Below are 24,150 nucleotides of genomic sequence, written 5' to 3'. Positions count from 1 at the left end.
TACAAACACCCCATGCCCCAATTCGCCGCCAACCTCTCGATGCTCTACCCGGAGCTCGCATTTCTCGACCGCTTCGACGCCGCCGCGAAAGACGGCTTCCAGGCCGTCGAGTACCTCTTTCCCTACGACTTCTCGAAAGAGGAAATCGTCGCCCGCCTGAAGCACAACGGCCTGCAGCAGGTGCTGTTCAACGGACCGCCCGGCGACTGGGCCGGCGGCGAGCGCGGCTTGGCCTGCCTGCCGGGGCGCGAGGGCGAGTTCCGCGAAGGCATTGCGAAAGCCATCGACTACGCCGTGGCGCTCGACTGCCCGCGCATCCACGTCATGGCCGGCCTCGTGCCCGAAGGCCTCACGCGCGAGGCGGCAGAGGCCGTCTATGTCGGGAACCTGCGCTGGGCCGCGGCCGAGGCCGCGAAGGCCGGGCGTGACGTGCTGATCGAGCCGATCAACACGCGCGACATTCCGCGCTTCTTTTTGAACCGGCAGGACCACGCGCACCAGATCGTCGAGACCGTGGGCGCCGCCAACCTCAAGGTGCAGATGGACCTGTACCACTGCCAGATCGTCGAAGGCGACGTGGCGATGAAGCTGCGCCAGTACCTGCCCACCGGCCGCGTCGGCCACCTGCAGATCGCGGGCGTGCCCGAGCGCCACGAGCCCGATGTGGGCGAGCAGAACTACGACTACCTCTTCGGCGTGATCGACGAGGTGTCGGCGCAGTGCGGCTGGCAGGGCTGGGTCGGGTGCGAATACCGCCCGTGCCGCGGCATGGAGCCCGGCGGCACCTCGGCCGGCCTGGGCTGGCTGCGCGACTGGCGCCAGCGCGCATGACGACGACGCGGCTCGAAGCGCTGCGCATTCCGGCGCCGCTGCGGGGCTTCGCAGCGGCGGGCGATGCGCAGGTCTTCGACGTCACGATCGACGGCGACAAGGTCGCGGCCATCGAACCCAGCGCCTCGCAGACGCAGACGCAGGCGCGCGGCACGCTGCTGAGCGCGCTCGTCGAGGCGCACGCGCACATCGACAAGAACTTCACCGTGCAGGACGTCGGCGCCGCGCAGGGCGACCTGTTCACCGCCATCGAGCGAATGGGCCGCCACCGCGCGAGCTGGACCGGCGCCTCGCTGCGCCTGCGCATGGAGCGCGCGCTGCACGAGGCCTGGCGCGCCGGCACGCGCGCGCTGCGCACGCACCTCGATTGGGTCGAGCCCGAGCCACCGGCCGCGCTGGCCGTGTTCGAGGCGCTGCGCGAGGAATGGGCCGGCCGCATCGAGCTGCAGTTCGTCGCGCTCGTGCCGCTCGACGTGTTCGCCGACCTTGCCGCCGGCGAGCGCATCGCGCGGGACGTGAAGCGCGCGGGCGGCGCGCTGGGCGCTTTCATCTATCGCAACGACGGCCTCTTCGCCAAGCTGGGCCGCGTGTTCGACCTCGCGCAGCAGCACGGGCTGGGGCTCGACTTCCACGTCGACGAAGGCCTGGACACCGACGCCAGCGGCCTGCGCAGCATCGCGCAGCTGGTGCGCGCGCGCGACTTCCAGGGCCGCGTGGTCTGCGGCCACGCCTGCTCGCTCTCGGTGCAGGACGACGCGGTGGCCGCCGAAACGCTCACCTTGTGCGCCGGCGCCGGACTGCACCTGGTCGCGCTGCCGACCACCAACCTCTACCTGCAGGGCGCGTGGGACCGCACGCCCGTGGCGCGCGGCATCACGCGCATCCGCGAGGCCGCGGCGCACGGCCTGCGCGCCAGCCTGGCCACCGACAACGTGCAGGACGCCTTCTATCCCTACGGCAGCTACGACCTGCTCGAGACCTTCGGCCTGGGCGTGCAGATGGCGCACCTGGCGCCCGCCGCCGACTGGCTCGACACCATCACCGTGAACCCCGCCAAGGCGCTGGGGCTCGCGTGGGACGGCCGCATCGCGCCGGGCTGCCCGGCCGACCTGGTGGTGCTGGCCGCCACCGACGAACACGAACTCATCGGCCCGCGCGGACGGCAACGCACCGTCTACCGCGCAGGCCGGGCACTGGAGAACACACCATGAGCATGGGCAAGCCGATGGCCAACTATGCCGCCGCCAAGCGCGTCGGCGATTTCGTCTTCATGAGCGGCGTGGTCGCCGTCGACCCGGCCACGCGCCGCGCAGTGGCGGGCTACGACGCCATCCCGGAAGAAGCCCGCACCGCGCTGCAGGGCGTGGGCTACGCCACGGGCCAGATGTCGGTCGACGTCTTCGAGGCGCCCATCGTGGCGCAGAGCTGGTTCGTGCTGGAGCGCATCCGCCAGATCGCCGCCGAGCACGGCGGCACCATGGAAGACGTGGTGAAGCTGGTGCAGTACTTCCGCCACCTGCCGCACTACGCCTTCTACAACCGCGTGCGCGGCCTGTTCTATCCGGGCGAGCCGCCGGTGAGCACGGTGGTCGAGGTGTCGCGCTTCCTGCCGGGCGACGAGGTGCTCGTCGAGGTGGAAGCCACCATGTACCTGCCGCAACGCGCGGCTACTTGACGCCCGCGCCCTTGAGCAGGAACTCCGTCACCTGCTCGATCAGGTAGCGGCGGTCCTTGTCGTCGCCCTGCTGCGCCGTGTTGCGGTAGTAGGCGGCCTGGGTGGCGTGGTCGGCGTAGAACTGCGTCACGGCCCAGATGTGGAACAGCACCAGCATCGGGTCGGCTTTGTCCATCAGGCCCTGGTTCATCCAGTTCTGGATCACGGCGGCGGCCTGGTCGGTGCGCTGCTTGCTCGTGTCCATCATGCTGTTGATGACGGGCGCGCCGCGCATCATCTCGGCCGTGAAGATGCGCGAGCGCAGCGGGTGCTCGAACGAGAACATCATCTTGCGCTGGATCAGGTCGCCCAGCACCTTGCGCGGGCCGAAGGCCTCGTCGCTGAAGCCGAACACCACGATCCAGTCGGTCAGGATGTCCTGCAGCACCTGGCGGTACAGCGCCTCCTTGCTCTCGATGTAGTAGTGCAGCTGCGCCTTCGACAGGCCTGCCTTGTCGGCGATGGCCTGCGTCGAGGCGCCGGCCAGCCCTTCGCTGGCGAACACCTCGATGGCGGCCTGGTTGATGAGGCCCAGCACCTGCGTGTACTTGCGCGATCGTCCGCGCGTGGCGGGGGCTTCGCTGTCGGTGTCCGTCACGCTCACAGCTGCAGCACCAGGTCGGGGCCCTTGGCGCGCGAGCAGCACAGCGCCACCTTGGTGCGCCGCTCGGTGCCCGTGAGGCAGAAGTCGCGGTGCTCGGCGCCTTCGCCATCGCCCTCGACCACGCAGGTGCCGCACAGGCCCTGCTGGCACGACACGGGGATGTCGATGCCCACTTCGTGCAGCGCGTCGACCGCGGTCTGGTCGGCCGCCACCGGCACTTCGATGCCGCGCCGCGCCAGCTTCAGCGTGAAGGGCAGGCCCGTGGTGGCGGCGGCCGTGCCGGTGGGCGCGGCGAAGTACTCGGCGTGCAGCGCGTCTTCGGGCCAGTGCGCGGCGGCCTCGCGCACCGCCTGCATGAAGCCGCCGGGGCCGCACACGTACAGGTGCGTGTCGGGTGCGCGCTCGGCCAGCAGCGCGCGCAGGTCGATGCGTTGCGTCGCATCACCCTGGTCCAGGTGCAGCTTCAGGTGCGGTGCCAGCGCGGGCGCGTGCAGCGCCTCGGCGAAGGCCAGGTGCTCCTCGCTGCGCGCGAACACGCACAGCGTGAAGTCGGCGCCGCGCGCGGCCAGCGCCTGCGCCATGGCCAGCAGCGGCGTCATGCCGATGCCGCCGGCCAGCAGCAGGTGGCGCCGGGCTTCGGCGCGCAGCGGGAAGGTGTTGCGCGGTGCGCTGATCGCGATCAGGTCGCCCTCGCGCACGCGCTCGTGCATCGAGGCCGAGCCGCCGCGGCTCGCGTGCTCGCGCTTCACGCCGATCACGTAGCTGCCGGTGCCCGAGGGCGCGCGCGCCAGCGAGTACTGGCGCGAGAAGCCGCCGGGCATGTGCACGTCGATGTGCGCGCCGGCCTCGTAGCCGGGCAACGGCCGGCCCCACGGGTGCGTCAGCTCGAAGGCCAGGATTTCCGGCGTCTGCCGCGAGATGCGTTCGACACGGACGGTCAGCGTGCGTTCGAGGCTCATGGTGTGTGTCTCCCTGCGTGTCTACTGGATGTTATGCAGCGTGCGCGCCACGCGCGCGATGAAACGGGTGCGGTCGCGGTCGGTGACGGCGTTCATGTCGTGCAGCTGCAGCCACGTCACCTTGCAGCGCCACGCGAACAGCGCCCGCAGCGCGCGCGTGAACAGCCGCCGCCCCGGATCGCCGATGGCCATCACGAACCAGCGCGGCGAGCCGCCGGTGGTCACCACCGTCAGCCGGCGGATGTGCCGCATGCCCGACTTCGCGAGCTGTCCCTTGCGCTCGGCGGGCAGGAAGGCCACGCCCGGCAGCCACACGCGCTCGAGCCAGCCCTTGAGCATGGACGGCGGTCCATGGAACCAGGTGGGGTAGACGAACACCAGGTGCTCGGCCCACAGCAGCGCTTCGACGTGGGGTTTCACGCGTTCGCGGATCAGTTCGGGGTTGTCGAGGTAGGCGATGCGCTCTTCGCGTGTCAGCGTCGGGTCGAAGCCCTCGGCGTACAGGTCGATGGCCTTGACGGGATGTCGCGGCGTGAGGGCCTCGAGGGCGGTGCGGTACAGCGCGTGGTTGAAGCTGTCAGGGTTCGGATGGCAGTGGACGACGAGCGTTTTCATGGTTCGGGCCGGTTCGCACAGGATCTGTTTTCACTCAAGCGCCCTCGCGCTGGCCCCGCCATGCGGTGGATGCGCGAAGGGCGGCGCAGGCCATGGTCATCCATGGTCAAGTCGGCCGACAAAGCAGACGCCGTATGGCGGGGCCAGCCCGGAGGGAAGCCCTGTTGCGCGGCGCATTGCGGCGTTGCCCTTCGCTTGTGTAGCGGTGCTACACGGCGCTCAGGGCGCCTTGCACTGCACCGCGCAACAGGGCTTCGCGAGGGCGCTTGAGTGAAAACAGATCCTTTCGGCGAGACGGGGTCAGAGCCCAGGGATAAAAGGCCGCGCGTGCCTTATGGCAACCCAGGCGCCGGCATCTGACCCCGGCGCAAGCCCCGCGCGACCCACGGGAAAAAATGAAGCGAATTACTTGCCGGTGAGCTTCTTGCGGACGTCGACACCGACGCCCTTGTTGACGAACTGCGTGGTCGCGACCTTCGACAGGTCGATCTCGCCCGGCTTGTACAGGCCGGCCTTGACCATCTTGTCGTAGAAGTCCTTCACGCGGGCTTCGTCCATGGCGCCGATGCCCTTGGTGAGCGAGTCGCCGCTGTCGATGATGCCCATCTTCTTGATGAGATCGATGGAGCCCTGCAGCGCGGCCGGCGTGGCGTCGGGGTTGGTCTTGGCGATGAGCTCGTTGGCGGCCTTGTTGTCGCCGTAGAGGTAGTTGTTCCAGCCGACGATCGAGGCCTCGATGAACTTGCGCACCGTCTCGGGCTTGGTCTTGATCAGGTCGGCGCGGGTTTCGATGGTGGTGGCGTAGGTCGAGAAGCCGTGGTCGGCCAGGAGGTGCACCACCGGGTCGAAGCCGGCCTGCGCCTTGATCGACAGCGGCTCCGAGATGGCGTAGCCCTGTTGAATGGATTTCTTGTCGGCCAGGAACGGGCCGACGTTGAAGGTGTAGGGCTTGAGCTGCGCGTCCTTGAAGCCGTGTTCCGACTTCATCCACTGCCAGAAGCTGAACTGGCCGTCCTTGCCGATGAAGGCCACGGGCGCCTTGGTCATGTCCTTGAAGGTGTCGTAGCCCTGGCCCGGGTGGGCGAACATGGCCTGCGGGTCTTTCTGGAAGATGGCCGCGACCACCACGGTGGGCACGCCGTTCTTCACGTTGTCGAAGGACTGCAGCAGGTTGCCGGTCATGAGGAAGTCGACCTTGCCGGCCGGCAGCATCGGCCGGTTGTTGACCATCGGGCCGCCCTGCATGATTTCCACGTCGAGCCCGTACTTCTTGTAGGTGCCGTCCACCAGCGCCTGGTAGAAGCCGCCGTGGCCGGCCTGCGCCTTCCAGTTGGTGGCGAACACCACTTTGTCCTGGGCCTGTGCGGCGAAGGCGGCGCCTGCGAGGGCCAGGCCGAAGGCCAGCGGCCGAAGAGAGAAAGCGGGGATGCGCATGGGGACGGACTCCTGTGGAGGTTGGGGTGGGGACGGGATGCGAAGACTAATTGTTTTTCAGCGCTCGACGGCCATGTCGGGCGTCCAGCCGCGCGTCTTGCCGGGGTTCATCAGGCCCATCGGGTCGCTGCGCTTCTTGAACTCGATCTGCTGCGTGTCGATGGTCTTCATGCCGCCGTCCTCGATGGTGAAGACGTGCGGGTTGAAGATCTGCGCGCCGCCCTGCGACTCGATCTCGCGCATCACCTCGTACTGGTGGGCCTCGCCCTTCCAGCGCACGAGCAGGATGCCGAAGGTGCCGCATTCGCCGTTGGCGCGCGCGAAGTCCTGGTGCTGCAGCACGTCGTCGCCGAAGATCTGCATGTGGCGCTCGACCACGGCCGGGTCGAAGGGCTGGGCGTAGGCCACCTGCAGGTAGGTCCAGCTGCGGTCGGCCTTCAGCGCCTGCAGCGTCGTGTGGTTGAAGGCGCACTCGTAGGCCGGCGGCAGGCCCTCGACCTGCAGTTCGGCCTCGGTGCCGGCCACCGACAGGGTGCCGCCGTGCGCCGCCGCGAGCGCGCGGAACTCGGCCATGGAGTCGGGCGAGACCATGGTGAACACCGCGTGCCGATCGGGCGGAAAGCGATCGCCCATGGCCGTGTAGTAGGGCGAGAAGCGCGCCTCCACGGTCGACAGCAGGAAGATGTCCAGCGAGGGCGCCTGCGCGGCGATGCCGAAGTCGAGCGCGCCGCGGTAGGTGTCGAACAGCGCCGTGCAGTGCACCCAGTCGACCGCCGGGCTCAGCGCTACTTCCACGTCGAGGATCACGCCGTTGGTGCCGTAGGCATGGTGCACCTGCTGGATCTCGTCGCCCACCAGCTCGATGACGCGCGGCTCGCGCTCCACCGTCATCACGCGCGCGCGCAGCAGGTTGCCGGGGTCGCGCAGGATGCCGTGGCGAAACGAGCCGATGCCGCCGAAGCCGCCCGCGATGAAGCCGCCGATGCTGGCCACGTGCCAGGTCGAGGGCCACATGCGCAGCGCCTGCCCGGTTTCGCGCGCGGCCAGGTCGATGTCGTGCATGCGCGCGCCGGCCTCGACGCGGATGCGGCCCTCGGCCAGGTCGAGCACGCGGCACATCTGCGTCACGTCGAGCACGAGCCCGCCTTCGAGCGGCACGCACTGGCCGTAGTTGCCGGTGCCGCCGGCGCGCACGGTGAGCGGCAGCTTCCATTTGGCGGCCACGGCCGCGGCCTGGCGCACGTCGTCCTCGGTGCTGACCTTGACCACGAGGTCGGCCACGCAGCCCGCGAGCTGCGCCGTGAGGATCGGGCTGTACCAGTAGAAGTCCTTCGACAGCTGCTTGCGCTGGCTGGGCGTGGCGATCACGTTCAGGCCGCGCAGGTCGTCGCGCACGGCATCCCAGTCGACGGTGGACAGCGGGGTTCTAGCGTTCACGGCGCATTTCGCTTTCATGCCAGTGGCCGAGCACGAGGCGCGACAGGGCGGCGAACACGATGAAGATCACGATGCCCAGCAACGACACCAGCAGCAGCGCCGCGAACATCATCGGGATCTCGGTGCGGAAGCTCGACTCGAGGATGCGCGAGGCCAGCCCCGTTTCCTTGCCCGCCGTGCCGGCCGTGAACTCGGCCACCACCGCGCCGATCAGGCTCAGGCCGCCGGCGATCTTCAGGCCCGCCATGAAGTACGGCAGCGCGCTGGGCGCCAGCAGATAGCGGAAGGTCTGCCAGGGCGAGGCCTTGTAGAGCTGGAACAGGTCGCGCAGGTTGCTGTCGGCGCTCTTCAGGCCGATGACGGTGTTCGACAGAATCGGGAAGAAGGCCACGATCCACGCGCACAGCAACAGCGCCGCGGTGGTGCTCGACACGTAGATCAGGATCAGCGGCGCGATCGCGATGATCGGCGTCACCTGCAGGATCACGGCGATCGGGAACAGGCCGATCTCCACCCACTTGAACAGCGCGAAGGCAATCGCCAGCAGCACGCCGCCGACGATGGCGGCGCCCAGCGCCAGCAGCGTGAGCTTCACCGTGAACCACAGCGCGCCCGAGAGCGAACCCCAGTTGTCGAACAGCGTGCGCAGGATGAGCGAGGGCGCGGGCAGGATGTAGTGCGGGATGTCGTTGGCACGCACCATCCACTCCCACACCAGCAGCAGCGCCGCGACGATAACGACCGGCACGACGATGCGCAGCGTGGCCTCGCGCCGGCGCAGCTTGTCTTCGTGCGCGCGCAGCGTCTCGGCGGACGGCGTGGCTTCGTTGGTGTCGAGGGGCATCACGGTTTCAATGGTCGATGTCGAGGCCATGGAGCGCTCCGTGCAGAGATTGCGAAACAGCCGTGCAGTGCGCGTTGTAGCGGCTGGAGGTGCGGAAGGCTTCTCCGCGCGGGTAGGGCTCGTCAATGGCGATCTCGTCGATCACGCGGCCCGGGCGCGCCGCCATCACGACGATGCGGTTCGACAGGTAGACCGACTCGTACACGCTGTGCGTGACGAACACGATCGAGAAGCGGTGCTCGCGCCAGATGGCCAGCAGGTCGTTGTTGAGCTTGATGCGCGTCATCTCGTCGAGCGCGGCAAAGGGCTCGTCCATCAGCAGCAGGCGCGGGTGCGTGACCAGCGCGCGCGCGATCGACACGCGCATCTTCATGCCGCCCGAGAGCTCGCGCGGGTACACGTCGGCAAAGCGAGAGAGGCCGACCAGCTCCAGCACGTGCTGCACCACCGGCGCGGCTTCGTCGCGGCTCATGCCCGCGAGCTTGAGCGGCAGCCAGACGTTGTCGAACACCTTGGTCCAGGGCATGAGCGTGGGCTCCTGGAACACGAAGCCCAGGTCGCGGTCGCTCTTGCTGTCCTTGGCGCTGCCGGTGTTGGCGCCCGACCATTGCATGTCGCCCGAGCTGATGCGCGTGAGCCCGGCGATCAGCCGCAGCGCGGTGCTCTTGCCGCAGCCCGAGGGGCCCAGGAAGCTGACGAAGTCGTGCTCGCCGATGTCGAGCGTCATGCCCTGCAGGGCGAGCGTGCCGTTGGCAAAGCGCTTGCCGACGTTGCGCAGGCGGACCAGGGGCGGCGTGGATGGCGTGGTGCTTTCCATGGGACTCCTTGGCGTCAGCGCCAGGCCGGAACGTTGGCCAGGCGCGAGAGCGGGAAGCGGTCGATCTCGTGCAGCAGCTCGACGAAGCGTTGGCCCACGTGGTCGAGCACCGCGGCGCCCTTCTCGGCGCTGGCGCGGGTGGCGTCGCCGGCGGCGCCGGCCGGGTTGATGTCGTGCATCTGCCAGCCGAGCTTGCCGCTGGGCGTGATCGACAGGAACTTGTTCTCGGCCGCCATCTGTTCGGTCAGGGAGCCGAAATTCTGGAACTGGTCGCGGCGCACGTAGTCGGGCGTGAGGTGCAGCATCACCGAGCTCTCGAGGTCGCCGGCGTGGATGCCGTGCTTGCCTTCGTGCGCGGTGAACAGGCCCTCGGGCAGGCCCAGCGTGTACCAGTTGGCGGCCACGACCATCATGTCGTGCTCTTCGCGCAGGTCGCGCGCCACGATGTCCATGACGCTCATCTGGCCGCCGTGGCTGTTGTAGAGCACCAGCTTGCGCACGCCGGCCTTGGCGACGCAGGCGCCGACGTCCTTCCACAGCGAGATCAGCGTGTTGGCCGACACCGTGAGCGTGCCCGGGTAGCGCGAGTGCTCGTTGCTCTTGCCGTAGGGCACGGTGGGCAGGAACAGCACCGGCAGGTCGTCGGGCAGGTAGGGCAGGCTGGCGCGCACCATGCCGTCGATGGTGGCGGTGTCGGTCGACATCGGCAAATGGGGGCCGTGCTGTTCGGTCGCCCCCACCGGCAGCACGGCGATCAGCCGTTCGCGGTCGAGGCGGGAGAACTCTTCACTGGTCAGGTCGGACCAGAAGCGGCTGCGCAAGGGGGGGTGATTCATCGGGGTGTACCTCGTGGCGGGCGGACGGGATGATGGGCTAAATTATCCATACGGTCAAAAAAGACTGGCTATCCGTGGATACCCGTTGATATTTATCAAGCAAACCGCATGCCATCAAATTTACACGGACGGTCAAAAGTCGAGCCGTCCGGGCGCCCGGCGCCCCGGGGTCACCAGCGCATGCGCAGCCCCAGTTGCCCCTGCACGCCGGTCTGCTCGGTGATGCCGATGGCGCTGGTGTAGGCCAGGCCGCCGTAGACCGACAGCGTCTTGTTCACCTGCCCGACGATGCCGCCGCCCACTTCGAGGGCGCTCGCGTTGCGGCGGTTGGCGACCCGATCGCTCGGCCCGAAGTAGAGGGAGTTGCTGCCGCTGAAGGTGTGCCACAGGTTGAGCTTCAGGTAGGGCTTCCAGACGCCGCCGCCCGCCTCGAAGCGGCCTTCGAGCCGCGCGCCGAGCCGGCCGGTGACGGCGTTGTCGCGCTCGAAGCGCACGCGCGCGAGGCCGTCGTCGAAGTCGTCGAGCGAACTGCGTTGCCAGATGAGCTGCACCTGCGGCTGCAGCGTGACGGTGTCGCTCAGCGCCAGCGGGTAGCCGGCCTCCAGCGATGCGGTCACGCTGGTGCCGTGCGGGCGGCCGCCGCGCCCCAAGGTGGAGCGCGCATCGGCCTTGTAGCGCGTGGCCAGCAGCACGGCGTCGCTGTACCAGCCGCTGCGCGCGATGCGCGTCCAGTAGGCGCCCAGGCTGTAGCCCTCGACGGTGAGCCGGCCGGCCGCCTCGTTGGTGGCGCCGCCGGCCACGCCGCTCGCGTGGCCGCTGGCCCGCGTGTAGCCGCCCAGCACGCCGACGCGGTGGCGTCCGCCCGCGCCGTCGGTGGTCGCCAGAAAGTCGTGGCCCAGCTGCAGGCCGCTGACGCTGCCGTCGAACTGCGGATTCGCATCGCCGCGCAGGCGCTGCCGCGTGCTTTCGCCGAACACGCGGCCCCACGAGGCCTGCCGGCCTTCACCGTCCGCGAGCAGTTGCGCATCGCCCTGCCGGTCGTGGAAGGTGCCCAGCTGCGCCAGCCCGAGGCGGCGCACGGCGATCGGCAGGGCGCTGTACAGCGGCACCTCGGGCCGGTAGAGCTTGACCTGCTCCACCGTCGCGGGTGAGCCCGACTCGGCGATCACCTCGGCGGCTTCTTCCAGCGAGCCCACCACGGTGCCGCCCACGAGGTAGCCGTTGTTGCGCAGGTACCAGTTGTCGCGGTTGCTGCCTGTCGCGCCGCCGCGGAACAGCCGGTAGTTGTAGGCCCCGGCCTCCACCGCATGGGTCAGCGAGAACGCGTGGTCGGCCGTGGTGCCGCCGTTGACGGCCTGCACCACCAGGATGCCGTCGGCCAGCGTGGGCGCGCCCAGGCCGCCGCGGTTCACCACGCGCAGGCCGGTGGACCCCGTGGCCGCGCCGCCGTCGATCACCAGCTTGTCCGAGGGTGCGTTGTCGCCCGCCAGCACGGTGTTGACCTGCAGCAGTGCGCCGCTGCCGCCCACGTAGTTGCCGCGCACCGTGAAGGCGCCGAAACCGACGCCGTCGTTCGGGCCGGGCAGCAGCGTGCCCTGGTTGGTGACGTTGCCCGCGAAGGTGCCGGTGCCGGCGACGGTGGTGCCGGGCAACACCGCGATGACCGGGCTGGTCAGCGTGGCGGGCAGGGTGAAGCGGCCGGACTCGACGCGGATCGAATCCGAGAAGCTCGCGTCGGTCTGCCACGACCACGCGGTGCCGCGCATCGTCAGGTGCTGGAAGTTGCGGAAGGCGTTGTCGACCGTGCCGCTGCCTTCGAGAAAGGTGCTGGCCGTCTTGCCGACGCCGCCGTCGGCGCCACCCTTGATGACCGAGCCGGTCTGCAATATCAACGTGCCGTTGCCGAGCGCGCCCATGTAGATCGCGTCGGTGCTGGCGGTGCCGCCGTGGCCTTCGATGGTGCCGGCGTTGACCATCACGTCGTTGCCGTTCTGGCCGCGGTAGCCGTAGCCGTTGGCGCTCGAGAGCGTGGCGCCGGCCCGGTTCTCCACGCGCGAGAAGAAGCTGCCGCCGAGCGTGTTCGCATGCACCGCGTCGGCGCCGCCCGCCGGCGAGTTGGCGCCCGTGGTGGCGATGCTGCCGGTGTTCACCAGCAGGTTGGCCACGAGGTTGCCGCCCTGCAGGTACACGCCCTTGGCCGAGGTGCCGATGGTCGAGATGCTGCCGTTGTTGACCACCGTGTTGCCCGGGCCCAGCAACGAGATACCGTGCGAGCTGAGGCCCGTGGTGCCGATGCTGCCGTTGTTGGTGATGAGGGTGCGCGTGCTGCTGTTCGACGTCACCAGGATGCCCGCGGTGCCGCTGCTCGTGGTGCTCAGGGTGCCGTTGTTGGTCAGCGTGTTGTCGTTGCCCGTGGCGACCATCGCCGCGCGCGCCGAGCCCGAGCCGCCCGACACCGTGATCGTGCCGTTGTTGGTGATGGTGCTCGCATCGCGCACCAGCAGCGCCTGCGTGGCGTTGGTGGTCAGCGTGGCGCCGCTGTTCACGGTGATGGTGACGCCGGTGCTGCCCGGCGTGGCGATCACGCTGGGCGATACGGTCGTGGTGCCGTCGCAGACCACCGTGTCGCCGGTGACCGGCGTGGCGGTGGGGCCGCAGGCCGCGTGCGCGGCGCCGCCTGCGAGCCCTGCAAGGGCGGCCGCGAGCCAGGGAAGGGGGGATGCCGGATGACGGCGGGGAAAAGAAAACCGAGAAAAGTGGGAAAACCGGGGGCCTCGCTCCATGCGCATGTCGTCTGCTCCTTCTTGTTTTTCATGAGGCCGTGGGGGCCTGGAGCGGCGGATTATTCAGTGCAATTGCCCTTCTGGAAACCGACGAACTTCCGTACTCACCGGGTCGGTCCCGATGGCGCGTCGACTTGAATGCGGCCCTTGTTGAGCCTATAACTCAAGCATGGTCTCTTGCTCGTCGCAAGACGGAAAGGAGGCGCCGTGAAAAGACGCATCTATTGGCTGTTGCCGGACCTGGCGAGTGCCAGGCAGGCCATGCACGATCTGCTGCAGGCGCGTGTCGACATCGCGCACCTGCATTTCGCCGCACGCGAAGGCCAGGACATGGCCGGGCTCCATGCGGCCAACGTCTGGCAGACCTCCGACCTCGTTCACGCCGCCAAGACCGGCTGGGTGCTCGGCACCGCCTGCGGCGTGGTCGTCGGGCTGCTGGCCGCGCTGCTGTTCCCTGTGTTCGGCGACGAGCCCGAATGGGCCGTGGCCGTGGGCCTGGCGCTGCTGGGCGGCGTGGTGGGCGCATGGTCGGCCACCATGGTCGGCGTGTCGATCCCGAGCCCGCGGCTGGCGCGCTTCGAGAGCGCCATCGCGCAGGGCCAGGTCCTGTTGATGGTCGACCTGCCGCCGTCGCGCGTGCGCGAGGTCGAGGCGATGCTGGAGGCCACGCACCCCGAGGCCCGCTTCGAGGGCGAAGAGCCGCGGATCCCGGCGATCCGCTGAAGCCGCCGCGCATGCGACTCCCGGAACCCACGATGGCCACCCCAGGGAGCGCAGCACATGACCATCGCCGTCGTCCTGTTGCTCATCGTGGTGGCCTCGGTGGCGTTCCACGCCGTCAATCCGTGGTGGACGACGCCGCTGGCCTCCAACTGGCAGCGCATGGACGACACGCTGACCATCACGCTGCTCATCACGGGCCTGTTCTTCGTCGTCATCAACCTGTTCCTCGCCTACACCGTGGTGCGCTTTCGCCACCGCGAGGGGCGCCGCGTGGCGCCGCATGCGCCCGAGAGCCGCACGCTGGAGCGCTGGCTCATCGGCGGCACCACCGTCGGCATCATGGCGCTGCTGGCGCCCGGGCTCGTGGTGTACGCGAACTACGTGCGCACGCCGCATGACGCGCGCGTGCTCGAGGTGCTGGGCCAGCAGTGGCAGTGGCGCTTTCGCCTGCCCGGCGCAGACGGCAAGCTGGGCGCGACCGACGCGCGCTTCGTCAGCGCCGCCAACCCCTTCGGGCTCGACCCGGCCGACGCGGCGGGGCTGGACGACCTGCTGGTTCCCGGCGACGAGGTGCACCTGCCGATCGGCCAGCCGGTGCTGGTGCTGATGCGCTCCCACGACGTGCTGCACGACTTCTTCGTGCCGCCCATCCGCGCGCGCATGAACATCGTGCCGGGGCAGGTCAGCCGCTTCTGGTTCACGCCCACCGTCGCGGGCCGCTACGAGGCGCTGTGCGCGCAGCTGTGCGGCGTTGGGCATCCGAACATGCGCGGCTTCGTGGTGGTGGAGGACGCGGCGGCCTACGACGCCTGGCGCACGGCGCTGCCGACCTTCGGCGCGATGCAGTTGGCGCAAGCGGCCCAGGCGGCGCAGGCTGCCCAGGCACCGGCCGGCGGTGGCGGCCGCGTCGACCAGGGCCGCGCGCTGGCCGACACCAAGGGCTGCGTGGCCTGCCACACCATCGACGGCAGCACACGCGTCGGACCGACCTGGAAGGGCCTGTACGGCAAGAACGAGTCGATGGCCGACGGCAGCACGGCGCTGGTCGACGAGGCCTACCTGCGCAGCTTCATCCGCGACCCGCAGGCGCGCCACGTGAAGGGCTTCCCGCCGGTGATGCCGAAGATCGACCTGAGCGACGAGGAACTGGCCGCGCTGGTGGCCTACATCCAGAGTCTGGGCAGCCCGCCGGCGCAGGCTGCCACCGAACAGAAGGCCGCGCGATGACTTCTTCTGCGCTCACTCAAGACGACGAGCACGACGACGCCGGTCACGCGGCGCCGCAGGGCTTCCTGCGCCGCTACGTCTGGAGCCAGGACCACAAGGTGATCGCCGTGCAGTACGCCTGCACCGCCATCGCGGTGGGCGTGGTCGGGCTGGTGCTGTCCAACCTGATGCGGCTGCAGCTCGGGTTCCCGGGTCAGTTCGAGTTCATCAACGCCGAGCGCTACTACCAGTTCGTGACCATGCACGGAATGATCATGGTGATCTACCTGCTCACGGCGCTGTTCCTCGGCGGCTTCGGCAACTACCTGATCCCGCTCATGGTGGGGGCGCGCGACATGGTGTTCCCTTACCTCAACATGCTGAGCTTCTGGGTCTACCTGCTGTCGGTGGTGGTGCTGATGGCGAGCTTCTTCGTCGCGGGCGGCCCCACCGGCGCGGGCTGGACGCTGTACCCACCGCAGTCGATCCTGCCCGGCACGCCGGGCCACGGCGGCGGCATCGTGCTGATGCTGGTGTCGCTGCTGATCTTCATCGTGGCCACCACCATGGGCGGGCTGAACTACGCGACCACCGTGCTGCAGGCGCGCTGCCGGGGCATGACGCTGCTGCGCATGCCGCTCACGGTGTGGGGCATCTTCGTGGCCACGGTGCTGGCGCTGCTGGGTTTTCCGGCGCTGTTCGTCAGCGGCGTGATGCTGCTGCTGGACCGCACGGTGGGTACCAGCTTCTTCATGCCGGCGCTGGTGTCGATGGGGCAGCTGTCGGGCCACAAGGGCGGCAGCCCGCTGCTGTTCCAGCACCTGTTCTGGTTCTTCGGCCACCCCGAGGTCTACATCGTGGCGCTGCCGGCCTTCGGCATCGTGTCGGACCTCATCAGCGTGCACGCGCGCAAGCGCATCTTCGGCTACCGCACGATGGTGTGGGCCATCGTGGCCATCGGCGGGCTCAGCGTGGTGGTGTGGGCGCACCACATGTTCGTGAGCGGCATGAATCCGTACTTCGGCTTCTTCTTCGCCACCACCACGCTGGTCATCGCGGTGCCCACCGCGATCAAGGTCTACAACTGGCTGCTCACGCTGTGGCGCGGCGACATCCACCTGTCGGTGCCGATGCTGTTCGCGCTGGCCTTCGTGTGCACCTTCGTCATCGGCGGGCTCACGGGCCTCTTCCTGGGCAACGTGAGCGTGGACATCCCGCTGTCGGGCACCTACTTCGTGGTGGCGCACTTCCACATGGTGATGGGCGTGGCGCCGCTGTTGGTGGTGTTCGGCGGCATCTACCACTGGTTCCCCAAGATCACCGGGCGCATGCTGGACGACCGGATCGGGCGGCTGCATTTCTGGATCACCTTCCTGGGCACCTACGCGATCTATTTCCCGATGCACTACCTCGGTGTGCTGGGCATGCCGCGGCGCTACTACAACTTCGACGGCTACAAGTTCATCCCGCCGTCGGCCTTCAGCCTGAATGAATTCATCACTGTGGTCGCGTTGGTGGTCGGCGCGGCGCAGCTGCTCTTCATCGTCAACCTGGCCTGGAGCGCCTGGCGCGGCCGGCCGGCCGGCGCCAACCCGTGGCGCGCTGCCTCGCTCGAATGGCAGACGCCCGAGACGCCGCCCGGCCACGGCAACTGGGGGCCGCGGCTGCCCGTGGCGTACCGCTGGGCCTATGCCTACGGCGTGCCGGGCGCGGCGGAAGACTTCATCGCGCAGAACGCACCGCCGCTGGCGAGCGACGACAAGGACGACGTGCCCGTGAGCGGCGCGCGCGGAGCACCGGCATGAACGCGGACGCCGCCCTGCGCCTGCGCGGCCTGCCCCGCGACGTGCGGCTGCGCGACGCGCACGCGAGCGCCGCCGGCATCGGCCTGTGGGTCTTCATGGGCGTGGTCACCGCGCTCTTCTCCCTGTTCACCGTGGCCTACGTGATGCGCATGAGCAGCGGCGACGCGGTCGCGCTCGCGCTGCCGTGGCAGGTGTGGCTCAGCTCGGCGCTGCTGGCGGCGGGCAGCGTGGCGTTGGAAGCCGCCTCGCGCCGCATGGACCCGGCGCGCATGCGCCGCCTGCTGCTGGCCGGCGGCCTGTGCGCCGTGGGTTTCCTCGGCGTGCAGCTGTGGGCCTGGGCCGCGATGGCGCACGCGCAGGTGCTGCCGGCGGGCAACCCGTCGGGCAGCTTCTTCTACCTGCTGACCGCCATGCACGGGCTGCACCTGGCGGGCGGGCTGGTCGGGTGGGCGATGGCGGCGCGCGTCGCGTGGGCCGATCCCGCCCGCGCCGGATGGCGCATCGCGCTGTGCGCGCGCTACTGGCACTTCATGCTGGCCGTGTGGCTGGCGCTGTTCGCGCTGCTGGGGTGGGTGACGCCGGAGGTGGCGCGCGTCCTCTGCGGCACGGCGTGAGGAGGCTTCGCATGAACTCCAGCACCGCAACCCTCACCGGCTCCGCCGTCGCCGCGAGCGGCTGGCGCGGCCTGGTGGCCGACTGGTCGTCCGACCGTCAGGCCTTCCACGTCTCATGGGGCAAGGCCATGATGTGGATCTTCCTGCTGAGCGACATCTTCATCTTCAGCTGCTTCCTCACGGGCTACATGACGGTGCGTGTCTCGACCACCGTGGCCTGGCCGAATCCGAGCGAGGTGTTCGCGCTGCACGTGGGCGGGGCCGACGTGCCGCTTTTGCTGATCGCGATCATGACCTTCGTGCTCATCAGCAGCAGCGGAACGATGGCGATGGCGGTCAACTTCGCCTACCGCGGCGACCGCGTGAACGCCGCCACGCTGATGCTCGTGACCGCCACCTTCGGCGAGCTCTTCGTGGGCATGCAGGCCTTCGAGTGGTCCAAGCTGATCCTCGAGGAGGGCGTGCGGCCCTGGGGCAACCCGATGGGCGCGGCGCAGTTCGGCGCGGCCTTCTTCATGATCACGGGCTTCCACGGGCTGCACGTGTCGGCCGGCGTGGTGCTGCTGTTCGCGGTGGCCTTCAAGCTGATGCGCGGCGACTACGACAAGGCCGGCAACTACCAGGTGGTCGAGATCGTGGGCCTGTACTGGCACTTCGTCGACTTGGTGTGGGTCTTCATCTTCGCGCTGTTCTATCTCTGGTGAGGACCGCCATGAACACCACCAACACCCACGCCACCACCGGCCAGCAGCACCCGATCGGCCTGTACCTGAAGATCTGGGGGCTCCTGTTCGTGCTCAGCGCAATGTCGTACATGGTCGACTACTTCCATGTGCAGGGCTACCTGCGCTGGGGCCTGATCATCGTCTTCATGCTGCTGAAGGCCGGGCTCATCGTCGCGGTCTTCATGCACATGGCCTGGGAGCGGATGGCGCTGGTCTACGCGATCCTGCTGCCGCCGCTGTGCCTTCTGGTGCTGGTCGGACTGATGGCGGCGGAGGCCGACCACACCTTCCTCGCGCGGCTGGCGTTCTTCCGCTGACGGCCCGGCTCAGCGCCGCACCACGAAGCGCGTGATCACCGGCGGCGACTCGCCGAGGTGGAAGGCCAGCCGGCGCTCGCGCAGCGCCATGTCGGCGGCGGTGGCGCGGTTGAAGCGGCGCAGGTGGTCGGTCCACGACTCGTCGACGATCTGCTCCACGTAGCGCTCGGGCTGCGCGATGTCGTGCAGCAGCTCCCAGCCGATCGCGCCCTGGCCCAGGCGCGCGCGCCGGGTCTGCTGCATCACGAGGTGGAAGGCCGCGGCGCGCGACGGGTCGATGAGGTATTCGACCGTGATCACCACGCGGCCGTCTTCCTGCGGCGCCTCGGCCGGCGGGCCGGTGGCCCAGCCGGCCTGGGCGGGGCGCACGTCGTCCTCGCCGCTCACGTCGGTCACCCAGCGCATGGCCGCGAGCATCAGCAGCGTGCCGCTCACGGCGGCGATGGCCAGGCTCAGCTTCAGCGACGTGACGGTGGCCACCTGGCCCCACAGCGCCGCGCCGATCGCGCTCGCGCCCATGATCGCCATCTGGTAGGTCGACATGCCGCGCGCGCGCACCCAGTCGGGCAGCGCCAGCTGGGCCGACACCGACAGCGAGTTGGCCACCGTGATCCATGCCATGCCGCCGAAGAACATCGCCGGCACCGCGACCCAGGCGTTGGCCGCCACGGCCATCACGGCCGTGGCGGCCGACTGCAGCATGGCGCCGCGCAGCACCAGCTGGTCGCGCCCGAGCGCCTGGCGCAGCCGCGGCAAGAAGAGCACCGCGATGATCGCGCCCGTGCCCATGGCGGCCAGCAGCAGCGTGAAGGTGCCGGCGCCGCCGCCCTGGAGGTTGCGTGCCAGCAGCGGCAGCAGCGCCAGCAGCGCCGTCGAATGGAAGAAGAAGAGCGACACGCGCGTGAGCACCGCCCGCATGCGCTGCGACTGGCGCACGAACTGCACGCCCACGCGCATCGCGCTGATGAGCTTCTCGCGCCCCAGCGGGTTGGGCGTGTGCTCGCGGCGCCAGCGCAGCACCACGAAGCCCGAGGCCACCGACAGCACCGCGTTGAGCGCGAACACCCACACGCTGCCCGCGCTGGCGATCAGCATGCCGGCCGTGAGCGGGCCGACGATGCGCGAGGCGTTCATGGCGATGCCGTTCAGGCCCAGCGCCGCCGGCAGCTGTTGGCGCGGCACCAGCTCGGGCACGATGGCCGAGAACACCGGCCAGCGCAGCGCCAGCCCGATGCCGTTGGCGAAGGTGAGCGCCAGCAGCAGCGGCGCGGTCATCACGTCGAGCGCGATGGCGGCGCACAGCACCACGGCGGTGCCGGCCAGCCAGAACTGCGTGGCCACCAGCCAGCGCCGGCGATCGAGGATGTCGGCCAGCGCGCCGCTCGGAAGACCGAGCAGGAACACCGGCAGGGTGGAGGCCGACTGCACCAGCGCGACCCAGATCGGCGAGGTGGTCAGCGAGGTCATCATCCACGCCGCCGCCACGTCGTTCATCCACATGCAGATGTTGGCGATGAGCCAGGTGCTCCACAGCATGCGGAACACGGGGAGCTTCAGGGGCTCGAGCGCCGCGAGGTTCGAGGGCTGCGGCCGGGCCGGCGGGAGGGGTGTCTCTTCGGGGGATATGGGCGGCATGTCGCGCTATTGTGGCGCGAGGCGGCGCGCCTAGCCCCGGTCGCTGCGTGCGAGACGGTGTTCCAGGCGGCGCAGCAAGGTCGTGAGAACGAGCGTCATCACCCAGTACACCACCGAGATCGCCAGGTACGGCTCCCAGTAGCGCGCATAGGCGCCGGCCACGGTGCGCGCGGCGTAGGCCAGCTCGGCCAGGCCGATGGCCGACACCAGCGAGGTGTCCTTGAGCAGCGCGATCGCGTTGTTGCCCAGCGGCGGCAGCATGCGGCGAAAGGCCTGCGGCAGCACCACGTAGCGCATCACCTGCGCGGGGCTCAGGCCCAGCGAGCGGCCGGCGTCGAACTGCCCGCGCGAGATCGACTGGATGCCGGCGCGGAACACTTCGGAGATGTAGGCCGCCGAGTTCAGCGTGAGCGCGACCACGCCGGAGATGAGGGCGCCGTGCTCCTGCTTGAGCGTGCGCGCCAGCTCGCCGTCGATCAGGATGCCCGTGCTCGGGTGGATGAACACCGGCATCACCGCGAAGTGAATGAGCAGGATCTGCACGAACAGCGGCGTGCCCCGGAAGAAGCTCACGTACACCGTGGCGGGCCAGCGCAGCAGCAGGCGCGTGACCCAGGTCCACGGTGCGTGGCGCGCCTGCGCCAGCCGCGCCAGCGCCAGGCATAGGCCCCAGCTCGCGCCCAGCAGCACGCAGACCACGGTCATGCGCAGCGTCATCCAGGCGCCCTGCCAGAACAGGTCCTTGTATTCCACGAGGATGTCCCAGCGGAACCATCCGAAAAGCAGCACTGGTTGTTCCATGCTTGCGTCCTCAACTCTCTGTCTATCTGTCGGTCAGCGGAAAAACGAAACGGCCGCGTGAGGGCGGCCGTGTTCAGGAAATTGCCGTGCGGCTCAGCGCACGTTGGGGTCCTTGTTGAACCACTTCTTGTAGATCGTCACGTAGCTGCCGTCGGCGCGGATGGCCGCCAGGCCGGCGCTGAGCTTGTCCAGCAGCGCCTTGTCGCCCTTCTTCACGACGATGCCGAAGCCCTCTTCGGGGAAGGACTTGTCGTCCAGCGTCTTCAGCTCGGGGTGCTGCGCCACGCGGTAGGCGATCACGCCGTTGTCACCCATGGCGGCATCGACGCCGCCGCCGGCCAGCTCGGAAATGATGAGCGGCGTGCTCTCGAAGCGGCGGATGTTGGGGCTGGTCTTGCCGAACTCGCGCGAGGCGATGTCGTCGGCGGTGGAGGCGCTGACCACGGCGATCTTCTTGCCCGTGAGGTCCTTCAGCGAGGCCACGGTGCTGTTCTTCGGCAGCGCGATCAGCTGGCGGGCCGCAAAGTACGGCGGCGTGAAGTCGTAGCTCTGCTTGCGCTTCTCGTTGATGGTGACGCCCGAGATCACGAGGTCGACGTCGCCGTTGTTCAGCGCGCCGAAGATGCCGGTGAAGGGCGTGTTGACGATCTTGATCTTCAGGCCCTGCTGCTTGGCGATGGCGTTGATGATGTCGATGTCGAAGCCGACGATCTGCTTGTCCTTGTTCTCGAAGGCAAACGGCGCGTAGGTGGCGCTGGAGGCCACGGTGAGTTCGCGGTTCTGGGCCTGGGCACCGAAGGCGAGCGTGGCGGCAGCGAGGCCGAGGGCCAGGGCACGGCGTAGAGAGTTCATTCGGGGTCCTTGTGTCTTTGCCGCCCGGCGGGAAGCGGTGGGCGAGCATTTTAGGCGGTCGCTATCGGGACCCCTTGCCGCCTACCGGGCGAACAGGAGGTAGAGCGCGACGGCCACCACGGCCACGACAGCGATCACCTTGCCCGCGCGGGGCGAGCCGGAGGCGCCCGTGGAGCTCCACGTCACGCTGTGGGTGCGCACGGTCTTCGTGCGCCCGCCACTGCTGCGCTCCGTGCGGACGAGCGCGTCGGCCACGACCTGCCGGCCTTCCGGCGAGACCGCGGACATCGGCGATGCGAGGGCCTGCAGTTGCGCGGGCGTCAGCACGCCGGTGCGCACGGCCCAGGCGAGCGTGGCGGCCGGCGAGGCGGGCGCTGCCCATTCGGGTTCCTGTGCGGGCAGCAGGCCGAGGGCCTGTGCGTGCTGCGCGGGGTCGATCAGCTGCAGCGCTTGGAGCCGGTCGAGCGCGTCATCGGTCACGCCATCTTCCAGGCGGTTCGCCATGAGGCTGATCTCGAGCAGCACCCAGGCCGGCGCCTGGCCGCTGACCATGGCCACGGCGTTCGCCACGGTGCGGTGCGCCTCGTCTTGCGCGTCGGGGGTGGCGCGGGCGCGCAGGCCGGGCAGGGCCTCCGCCGCGACGATGCCCTTGGCGGCCACCCAGCCCAGCGCTTCGCTCGGGGTGCGCAGCGGCGTGTCCGGCAGGTCGGGGTGCGCGAGCGCCTGCGCGTGTTCGGCGTCGGTCAGCAGGCCCAGGGTGTGCAGGTGCGACAGGGCCCGTGGGCCAGCTTCTTCGGAATTCATGGGCCCCAGTGTCCCAGAGGTCTCGCGAAGGGCCGCGCCGCCGGCTCGGCGCTCCCAGCGTGTGCGTTACTTCTCGGTGCGTGTCCAAATTTGGGCATCGACTCGATACACAACGCATCAATTAGTTAACACATATAACAATAAGGAACTATTAAGAACAATTGCTCAGGGAAGAAGGTATGCCATTGGTTTTGGGCGTCATGGGGCTCCCTCAGGTCGAGGTCGAGCTCCTGCGGATCATCGTTCGCCTCAGCTCCAATCTCCGGTCGTTGTGGACAGTCAGCGAGTCGCAGCCCTGCGACCTGTTGCTGGTGGACGGCGATGCGCCCGCCGCCGAGCGGCAGACGCCGGCCGCGCGCTTCGTGGTGCCGATGGTGGCGCGCGGCGAGGCCGTGGCGGCCGCGCCCGCGCGCCGCACGCTGGCGCGCCCCATCTACGCGGAAGAGCTGGTCGCGCTGCTCAACCAGGTTGCGCCCAGCGGGGCCTCGGGCGACGCGGCGCGCGCCATGGTGCGCTCGATCCGCGCGCGGGCCTCGCTGATCCGCTGGCCCTCGCAGGTGACCCTGCAGCGCCATCCGATCTACGTGCGGCTGGCGGCGGCCCTGTCCAAGAGCGCGCAGTCGGCCGAAAGCCTCAGCGTGCTGGGCCGCATCGACGTGCAGGAGTGCAGCACCTTCCTCGGCCTGCTGGAGGAAGAAGGCGCGCTGACCTGGTCGGAGGAAGCCCGCGCGCCGCGCCCCTCGGGGGCCAGTGCCGGCGGCGAGGCCGCGCAGCACAAGCGGGGGTTGCTCTCGCGCATCCGCCGACGCCTCGGGCTGGCCTGAGCAGGGCGCCGGCATGAGGGACTTCAAGCTCGTCTTCACGGGCCCGATGGGCGTGGGCAAGACCACGGCCATCGCGGCCATCAGCGAGACCGCGCCGATCGCCACCGAGGTCGCCAACGCCGACACCTCGGTCGCCAAGGCCACCACCACGGTGGGGCTCGACTTCGGCCAGGTGACGCTGGACAACGGCGACCGGCTGCGCCTGTACGGCACGCCGGGCCAGAGCCGCTTCGACTTCATGTGGAAGATCCTGGTGCGCGACGCGCTGGGCCTGGCGATCCTGCTGGACAACAGCCGCCCCGACCCCATGGCCGACCTGGCCCAGTACCTGGACGGCTTCGCCGGCGCGCTCGAGCGCATGCCCTGCGCCGTGGGCGTGAGCCGCCTGCCGTCGCACCCCACCCCCACGCTGGACGACTACGCGCAGGCGCTGGCGGCGCGCGGGCTGGTGCTGCCGCTGCTGGCGGTCGACCCGCGCCGCAAGGACGACGTGGTCGCGCTGATCGAGACGCTGCTGATGCAGATCGAAGTGCTCGACGAGGAGGCCGCGCCATGAAGATTCCCCACGCCCTGAAGCTGCGCGCTGCGGTCGAGGCCCGTCGCGTGCTCGACGAGGTGAGCGGCATCGCTTCGGTGGTGATCGCCACGCCCGACGGCTTCGAGATCGCGAGCGTTGCGCGACGCGACGTCGAGCCCGCGCGCATCGCCGCCATGGCCAGCTCGATCGCCGCCATCGGCGCGGTGGTGTCGCAGGAGGCGCGCCTGGGCCGCTGCACCTGCATCACGGTCGCGACCGACAACGGCTTTGCGCTCGTCAGCCCGGTGCACAGCGGCGAGACCTCGCTGGTGGTGAACGTCATCGCCGACGCCGACGCGGTGCTCGCGCAGGCGATGTACCGCACGGCGGCCTGCGTGCGGGCGCTCGAGGCGCCGCAGTTCTAGACCCTATCCACGAATTCACGGGCGGGGA

25 protein-coding genes are annotated in these 24,150 nt (G+C 69.4%); 12 read left to right on the top strand and 13 right to left on the bottom strand.

Annotation, left to right across the window (positions count from 1 at the left end; translation table 11 throughout):
• Positions 1-12 precede the first annotated feature (12 nt).
• From otnI to ACAM42_RS32875, 3 genes are read left to right on the top strand one after another with little or no spacing between them, the layout of a single operon-like run.
• Complete coding sequence (gene otnI, locus ACAM42_RS32885; protein ID WP_369630643.1) at positions 13-831, top strand: 2-oxo-tetronate isomerase; 819 nt, start codon at positions 13-15, stop codon at positions 829-831.
• Positions 828-2,042 (top strand): amidohydrolase family protein, encoded by a 1,215-nt coding sequence (locus ACAM42_RS32880; RefSeq protein ID WP_369630642.1) that lies wholly within the window; start codon positions 828-830, stop codon positions 2,040-2,042. The genes otnI and ACAM42_RS32880 overlap by 4 nt, the downstream gene beginning before the upstream one ends.
• Positions 2,039-2,506, top strand: a complete 468-nt coding sequence (locus tag ACAM42_RS32875) for a RidA family protein (RefSeq protein WP_369630641.1) — start codon at positions 2,039-2,041, stop codon at positions 2,504-2,506. Before ACAM42_RS32880 ends, ACAM42_RS32875 begins: the two co-directional genes overlap by 4 nt.
• Here the strand turns inward: ACAM42_RS32875 and ACAM42_RS32870 are convergent.
• From ACAM42_RS32870 to ACAM42_RS32830, 9 genes are all read right to left on the bottom strand, one after another.
• Positions 2,499-3,149 carry a TetR family transcriptional regulator C-terminal domain-containing protein gene (locus ACAM42_RS32870; protein WP_159274126.1) on the bottom strand — a complete coding sequence of 217 codons (651 nt, stop codon included), beginning with the start codon at positions 3,147-3,149 and terminating at the stop codon, positions 2,499-2,501. The genes ACAM42_RS32875 and ACAM42_RS32870 overlap by 8 nt on opposite strands.
• Positions 3,146-4,108: a 2Fe-2S iron-sulfur cluster-binding protein gene (locus tag ACAM42_RS32865; protein ID WP_369630640.1), complete on the bottom strand. Its 963-nt coding sequence runs from the start codon at positions 4,106-4,108 to the stop codon at positions 3,146-3,148. The genes ACAM42_RS32870 and ACAM42_RS32865 overlap by 4 nt, the downstream gene beginning before the upstream one ends.
• A gap of 21 nt (positions 4,109-4,129) precedes the next feature.
• On the bottom strand, positions 4,130-4,723 hold the full coding sequence (locus tag ACAM42_RS32860) for an NAD(P)H-dependent oxidoreductase (protein WP_369630639.1): 594 nt from the start codon (positions 4,721-4,723) through the stop codon (positions 4,130-4,132).
• A gap of 405 nt (positions 4,724-5,128) precedes the next feature.
• The gene (locus ACAM42_RS32855) at positions 5,129-6,157 is read right to left on the bottom strand and encodes an ABC transporter substrate-binding protein (protein WP_307637689.1); all 1,029 of its coding nucleotides are present in this window, start codon (positions 6,155-6,157) and stop codon (positions 5,129-5,131) included.
• A gap of 57 nt (positions 6,158-6,214) precedes the next feature.
• Positions 6,215-7,612, bottom strand: coding sequence for an FAD-binding oxidoreductase (locus ACAM42_RS32850; RefSeq protein ID WP_369630638.1), 1,398 nt, complete (start codon positions 7,610-7,612; stop codon positions 6,215-6,217).
• Positions 7,584-8,468: an ABC transporter permease gene (locus ACAM42_RS32845; protein ID WP_216360118.1), complete on the bottom strand. Its 885-nt coding sequence runs from the start codon at positions 8,466-8,468 to the stop codon at positions 7,584-7,586. Before ACAM42_RS32845 ends, ACAM42_RS32850 begins: the two co-directional genes overlap by 29 nt.
• Positions 8,446-9,255, bottom strand: coding sequence for an ABC transporter ATP-binding protein (locus ACAM42_RS32840; protein ID WP_062479639.1), 810 nt, complete (start codon positions 9,253-9,255; stop codon positions 8,446-8,448). The genes ACAM42_RS32845 and ACAM42_RS32840 overlap by 23 nt, the downstream gene beginning before the upstream one ends.
• A gap of 14 nt (positions 9,256-9,269) precedes the next feature.
• Positions 9,270-10,091: a creatininase family protein gene (locus ACAM42_RS32835; RefSeq protein ID WP_307582202.1), complete on the bottom strand. Its 822-nt coding sequence runs from the start codon at positions 10,089-10,091 to the stop codon at positions 9,270-9,272.
• Between the two features lie 170 nt (positions 10,092-10,261).
• A complete protein-coding gene (locus ACAM42_RS32830; protein ID WP_307582200.1) occupies positions 10,262-12,880 on the bottom strand; it encodes an autotransporter outer membrane beta-barrel domain-containing protein in 2,619 nt (872 codons plus the stop codon).
• Positions 12,881-13,081: 201 nt separating this feature from the next.
• Here ACAM42_RS32830 and ACAM42_RS32825 point away from each other — a divergent pair, with 201 nt between their 5' ends.
• Genes ACAM42_RS32825 through ACAM42_RS32800 form a run of 6 tightly spaced genes read left to right on the top strand, consistent with a single transcriptional unit; the run spans position 13,082 to position 18,264 of the window.
• Positions 13,082-13,597: a hypothetical protein gene (locus tag ACAM42_RS32825; RefSeq protein ID WP_062479635.1), complete on the top strand. Its 516-nt coding sequence runs from the start codon at positions 13,082-13,084 to the stop codon at positions 13,595-13,597.
• Between the two features lie 57 nt (positions 13,598-13,654).
• Positions 13,655-14,824, top strand: a complete 1,170-nt coding sequence (locus tag ACAM42_RS32820; RefSeq protein ID WP_369630637.1) for a c-type cytochrome — start codon at positions 13,655-13,657, stop codon at positions 14,822-14,824.
• Entirely contained in the window at positions 14,821-16,608 is a 1,788-nt protein-coding gene (locus tag ACAM42_RS32815) for a cbb3-type cytochrome c oxidase subunit I (RefSeq protein ID WP_369630636.1), read from the top strand. Before ACAM42_RS32820 ends, ACAM42_RS32815 begins: the two co-directional genes overlap by 4 nt.
• Positions 16,605-17,222 carry a bb3-type cytochrome oxidase subunit III gene (locus tag ACAM42_RS32810; RefSeq protein ID WP_369630635.1) on the top strand — a complete coding sequence of 206 codons (618 nt, stop codon included), beginning with the start codon at positions 16,605-16,607 and terminating at the stop codon, positions 17,220-17,222. The genes ACAM42_RS32815 and ACAM42_RS32810 overlap by 4 nt, the downstream gene beginning before the upstream one ends.
• 11 nt (positions 17,223-17,233) lie before the next feature.
• Positions 17,234-17,926: a heme-copper oxidase subunit III family protein gene (locus ACAM42_RS32805; RefSeq protein WP_369630634.1), complete on the top strand. Its 693-nt coding sequence runs from the start codon at positions 17,234-17,236 to the stop codon at positions 17,924-17,926.
• Positions 17,927-17,934: 8 nt separating this feature from the next.
• Positions 17,935-18,264, top strand: a complete 330-nt coding sequence (locus tag ACAM42_RS32800) for a cytochrome C oxidase subunit IV family protein (protein ID WP_369630633.1) — start codon at positions 17,935-17,937, stop codon at positions 18,262-18,264.
• Between the two features lie 9 nt (positions 18,265-18,273).
• Here the strand turns inward: ACAM42_RS32800 and ACAM42_RS32795 are convergent, their stop codons facing one another.
• The 4 genes from ACAM42_RS32795 to ACAM42_RS32780 form a co-directional block, all read right to left on the bottom strand.
• Positions 18,274-19,899, bottom strand: coding sequence for an MFS transporter (locus ACAM42_RS32795; protein WP_369630632.1), 1,626 nt, complete (start codon positions 19,897-19,899; stop codon positions 18,274-18,276).
• A gap of 30 nt (positions 19,900-19,929) precedes the next feature.
• The gene (locus ACAM42_RS32790) at positions 19,930-20,700 is read right to left on the bottom strand and encodes an amino acid ABC transporter permease (RefSeq protein ID WP_070063241.1); all 771 of its coding nucleotides are present in this window, start codon (positions 20,698-20,700) and stop codon (positions 19,930-19,932) included.
• Positions 20,701-20,793: 93 nt separating this feature from the next.
• Positions 20,794-21,552 (bottom strand): basic amino acid ABC transporter substrate-binding protein, encoded by a 759-nt coding sequence (locus ACAM42_RS32785; RefSeq protein ID WP_062479619.1) that lies wholly within the window; start codon positions 21,550-21,552, stop codon positions 20,794-20,796.
• Positions 21,553-21,633: 81 nt separating this feature from the next.
• On the bottom strand, positions 21,634-22,356 hold the full coding sequence (locus tag ACAM42_RS32780; protein WP_369630631.1) for a hypothetical protein: 723 nt from the start codon (positions 22,354-22,356) through the stop codon (positions 21,634-21,636).
• A gap of 200 nt (positions 22,357-22,556) precedes the next feature.
• Here ACAM42_RS32780 and ACAM42_RS32775 point away from each other — a divergent pair, with 200 nt between their 5' ends.
• Genes ACAM42_RS32775 through ACAM42_RS32765 form a run of 3 tightly spaced genes read left to right on the top strand, consistent with a single transcriptional unit; the run spans position 22,557 to position 24,122 of the window.
• On the top strand, positions 22,557-23,180 hold the full coding sequence (locus ACAM42_RS32775; protein ID WP_369630630.1) for a hypothetical protein: 624 nt from the start codon (positions 22,557-22,559) through the stop codon (positions 23,178-23,180).
• Between the two features lie 13 nt (positions 23,181-23,193).
• A complete protein-coding gene (locus tag ACAM42_RS32770; RefSeq protein WP_070063237.1) occupies positions 23,194-23,736 on the top strand; it encodes an ATP/GTP-binding protein in 543 nt (180 codons plus the stop codon).
• The gene (locus tag ACAM42_RS32765; RefSeq protein WP_369630629.1) at positions 23,733-24,122 is read left to right on the top strand and encodes a roadblock/LC7 domain-containing protein; all 390 of its coding nucleotides are present in this window, start codon (positions 23,733-23,735) and stop codon (positions 24,120-24,122) included. The genes ACAM42_RS32770 and ACAM42_RS32765 overlap by 4 nt, the downstream gene beginning before the upstream one ends.
• Positions 24,123-24,150: the final 28 nt, after the last annotated feature.

The organism is Variovorax sp. V35 (assembly GCF_041154465.1).
GTDB lineage: Bacteria > Pseudomonadota > Gammaproteobacteria > Burkholderiales > Burkholderiaceae_C > Variovorax > Variovorax boronicumulans.
This window is presented reverse-complemented; position numbering and strand designations above follow the sequence as displayed.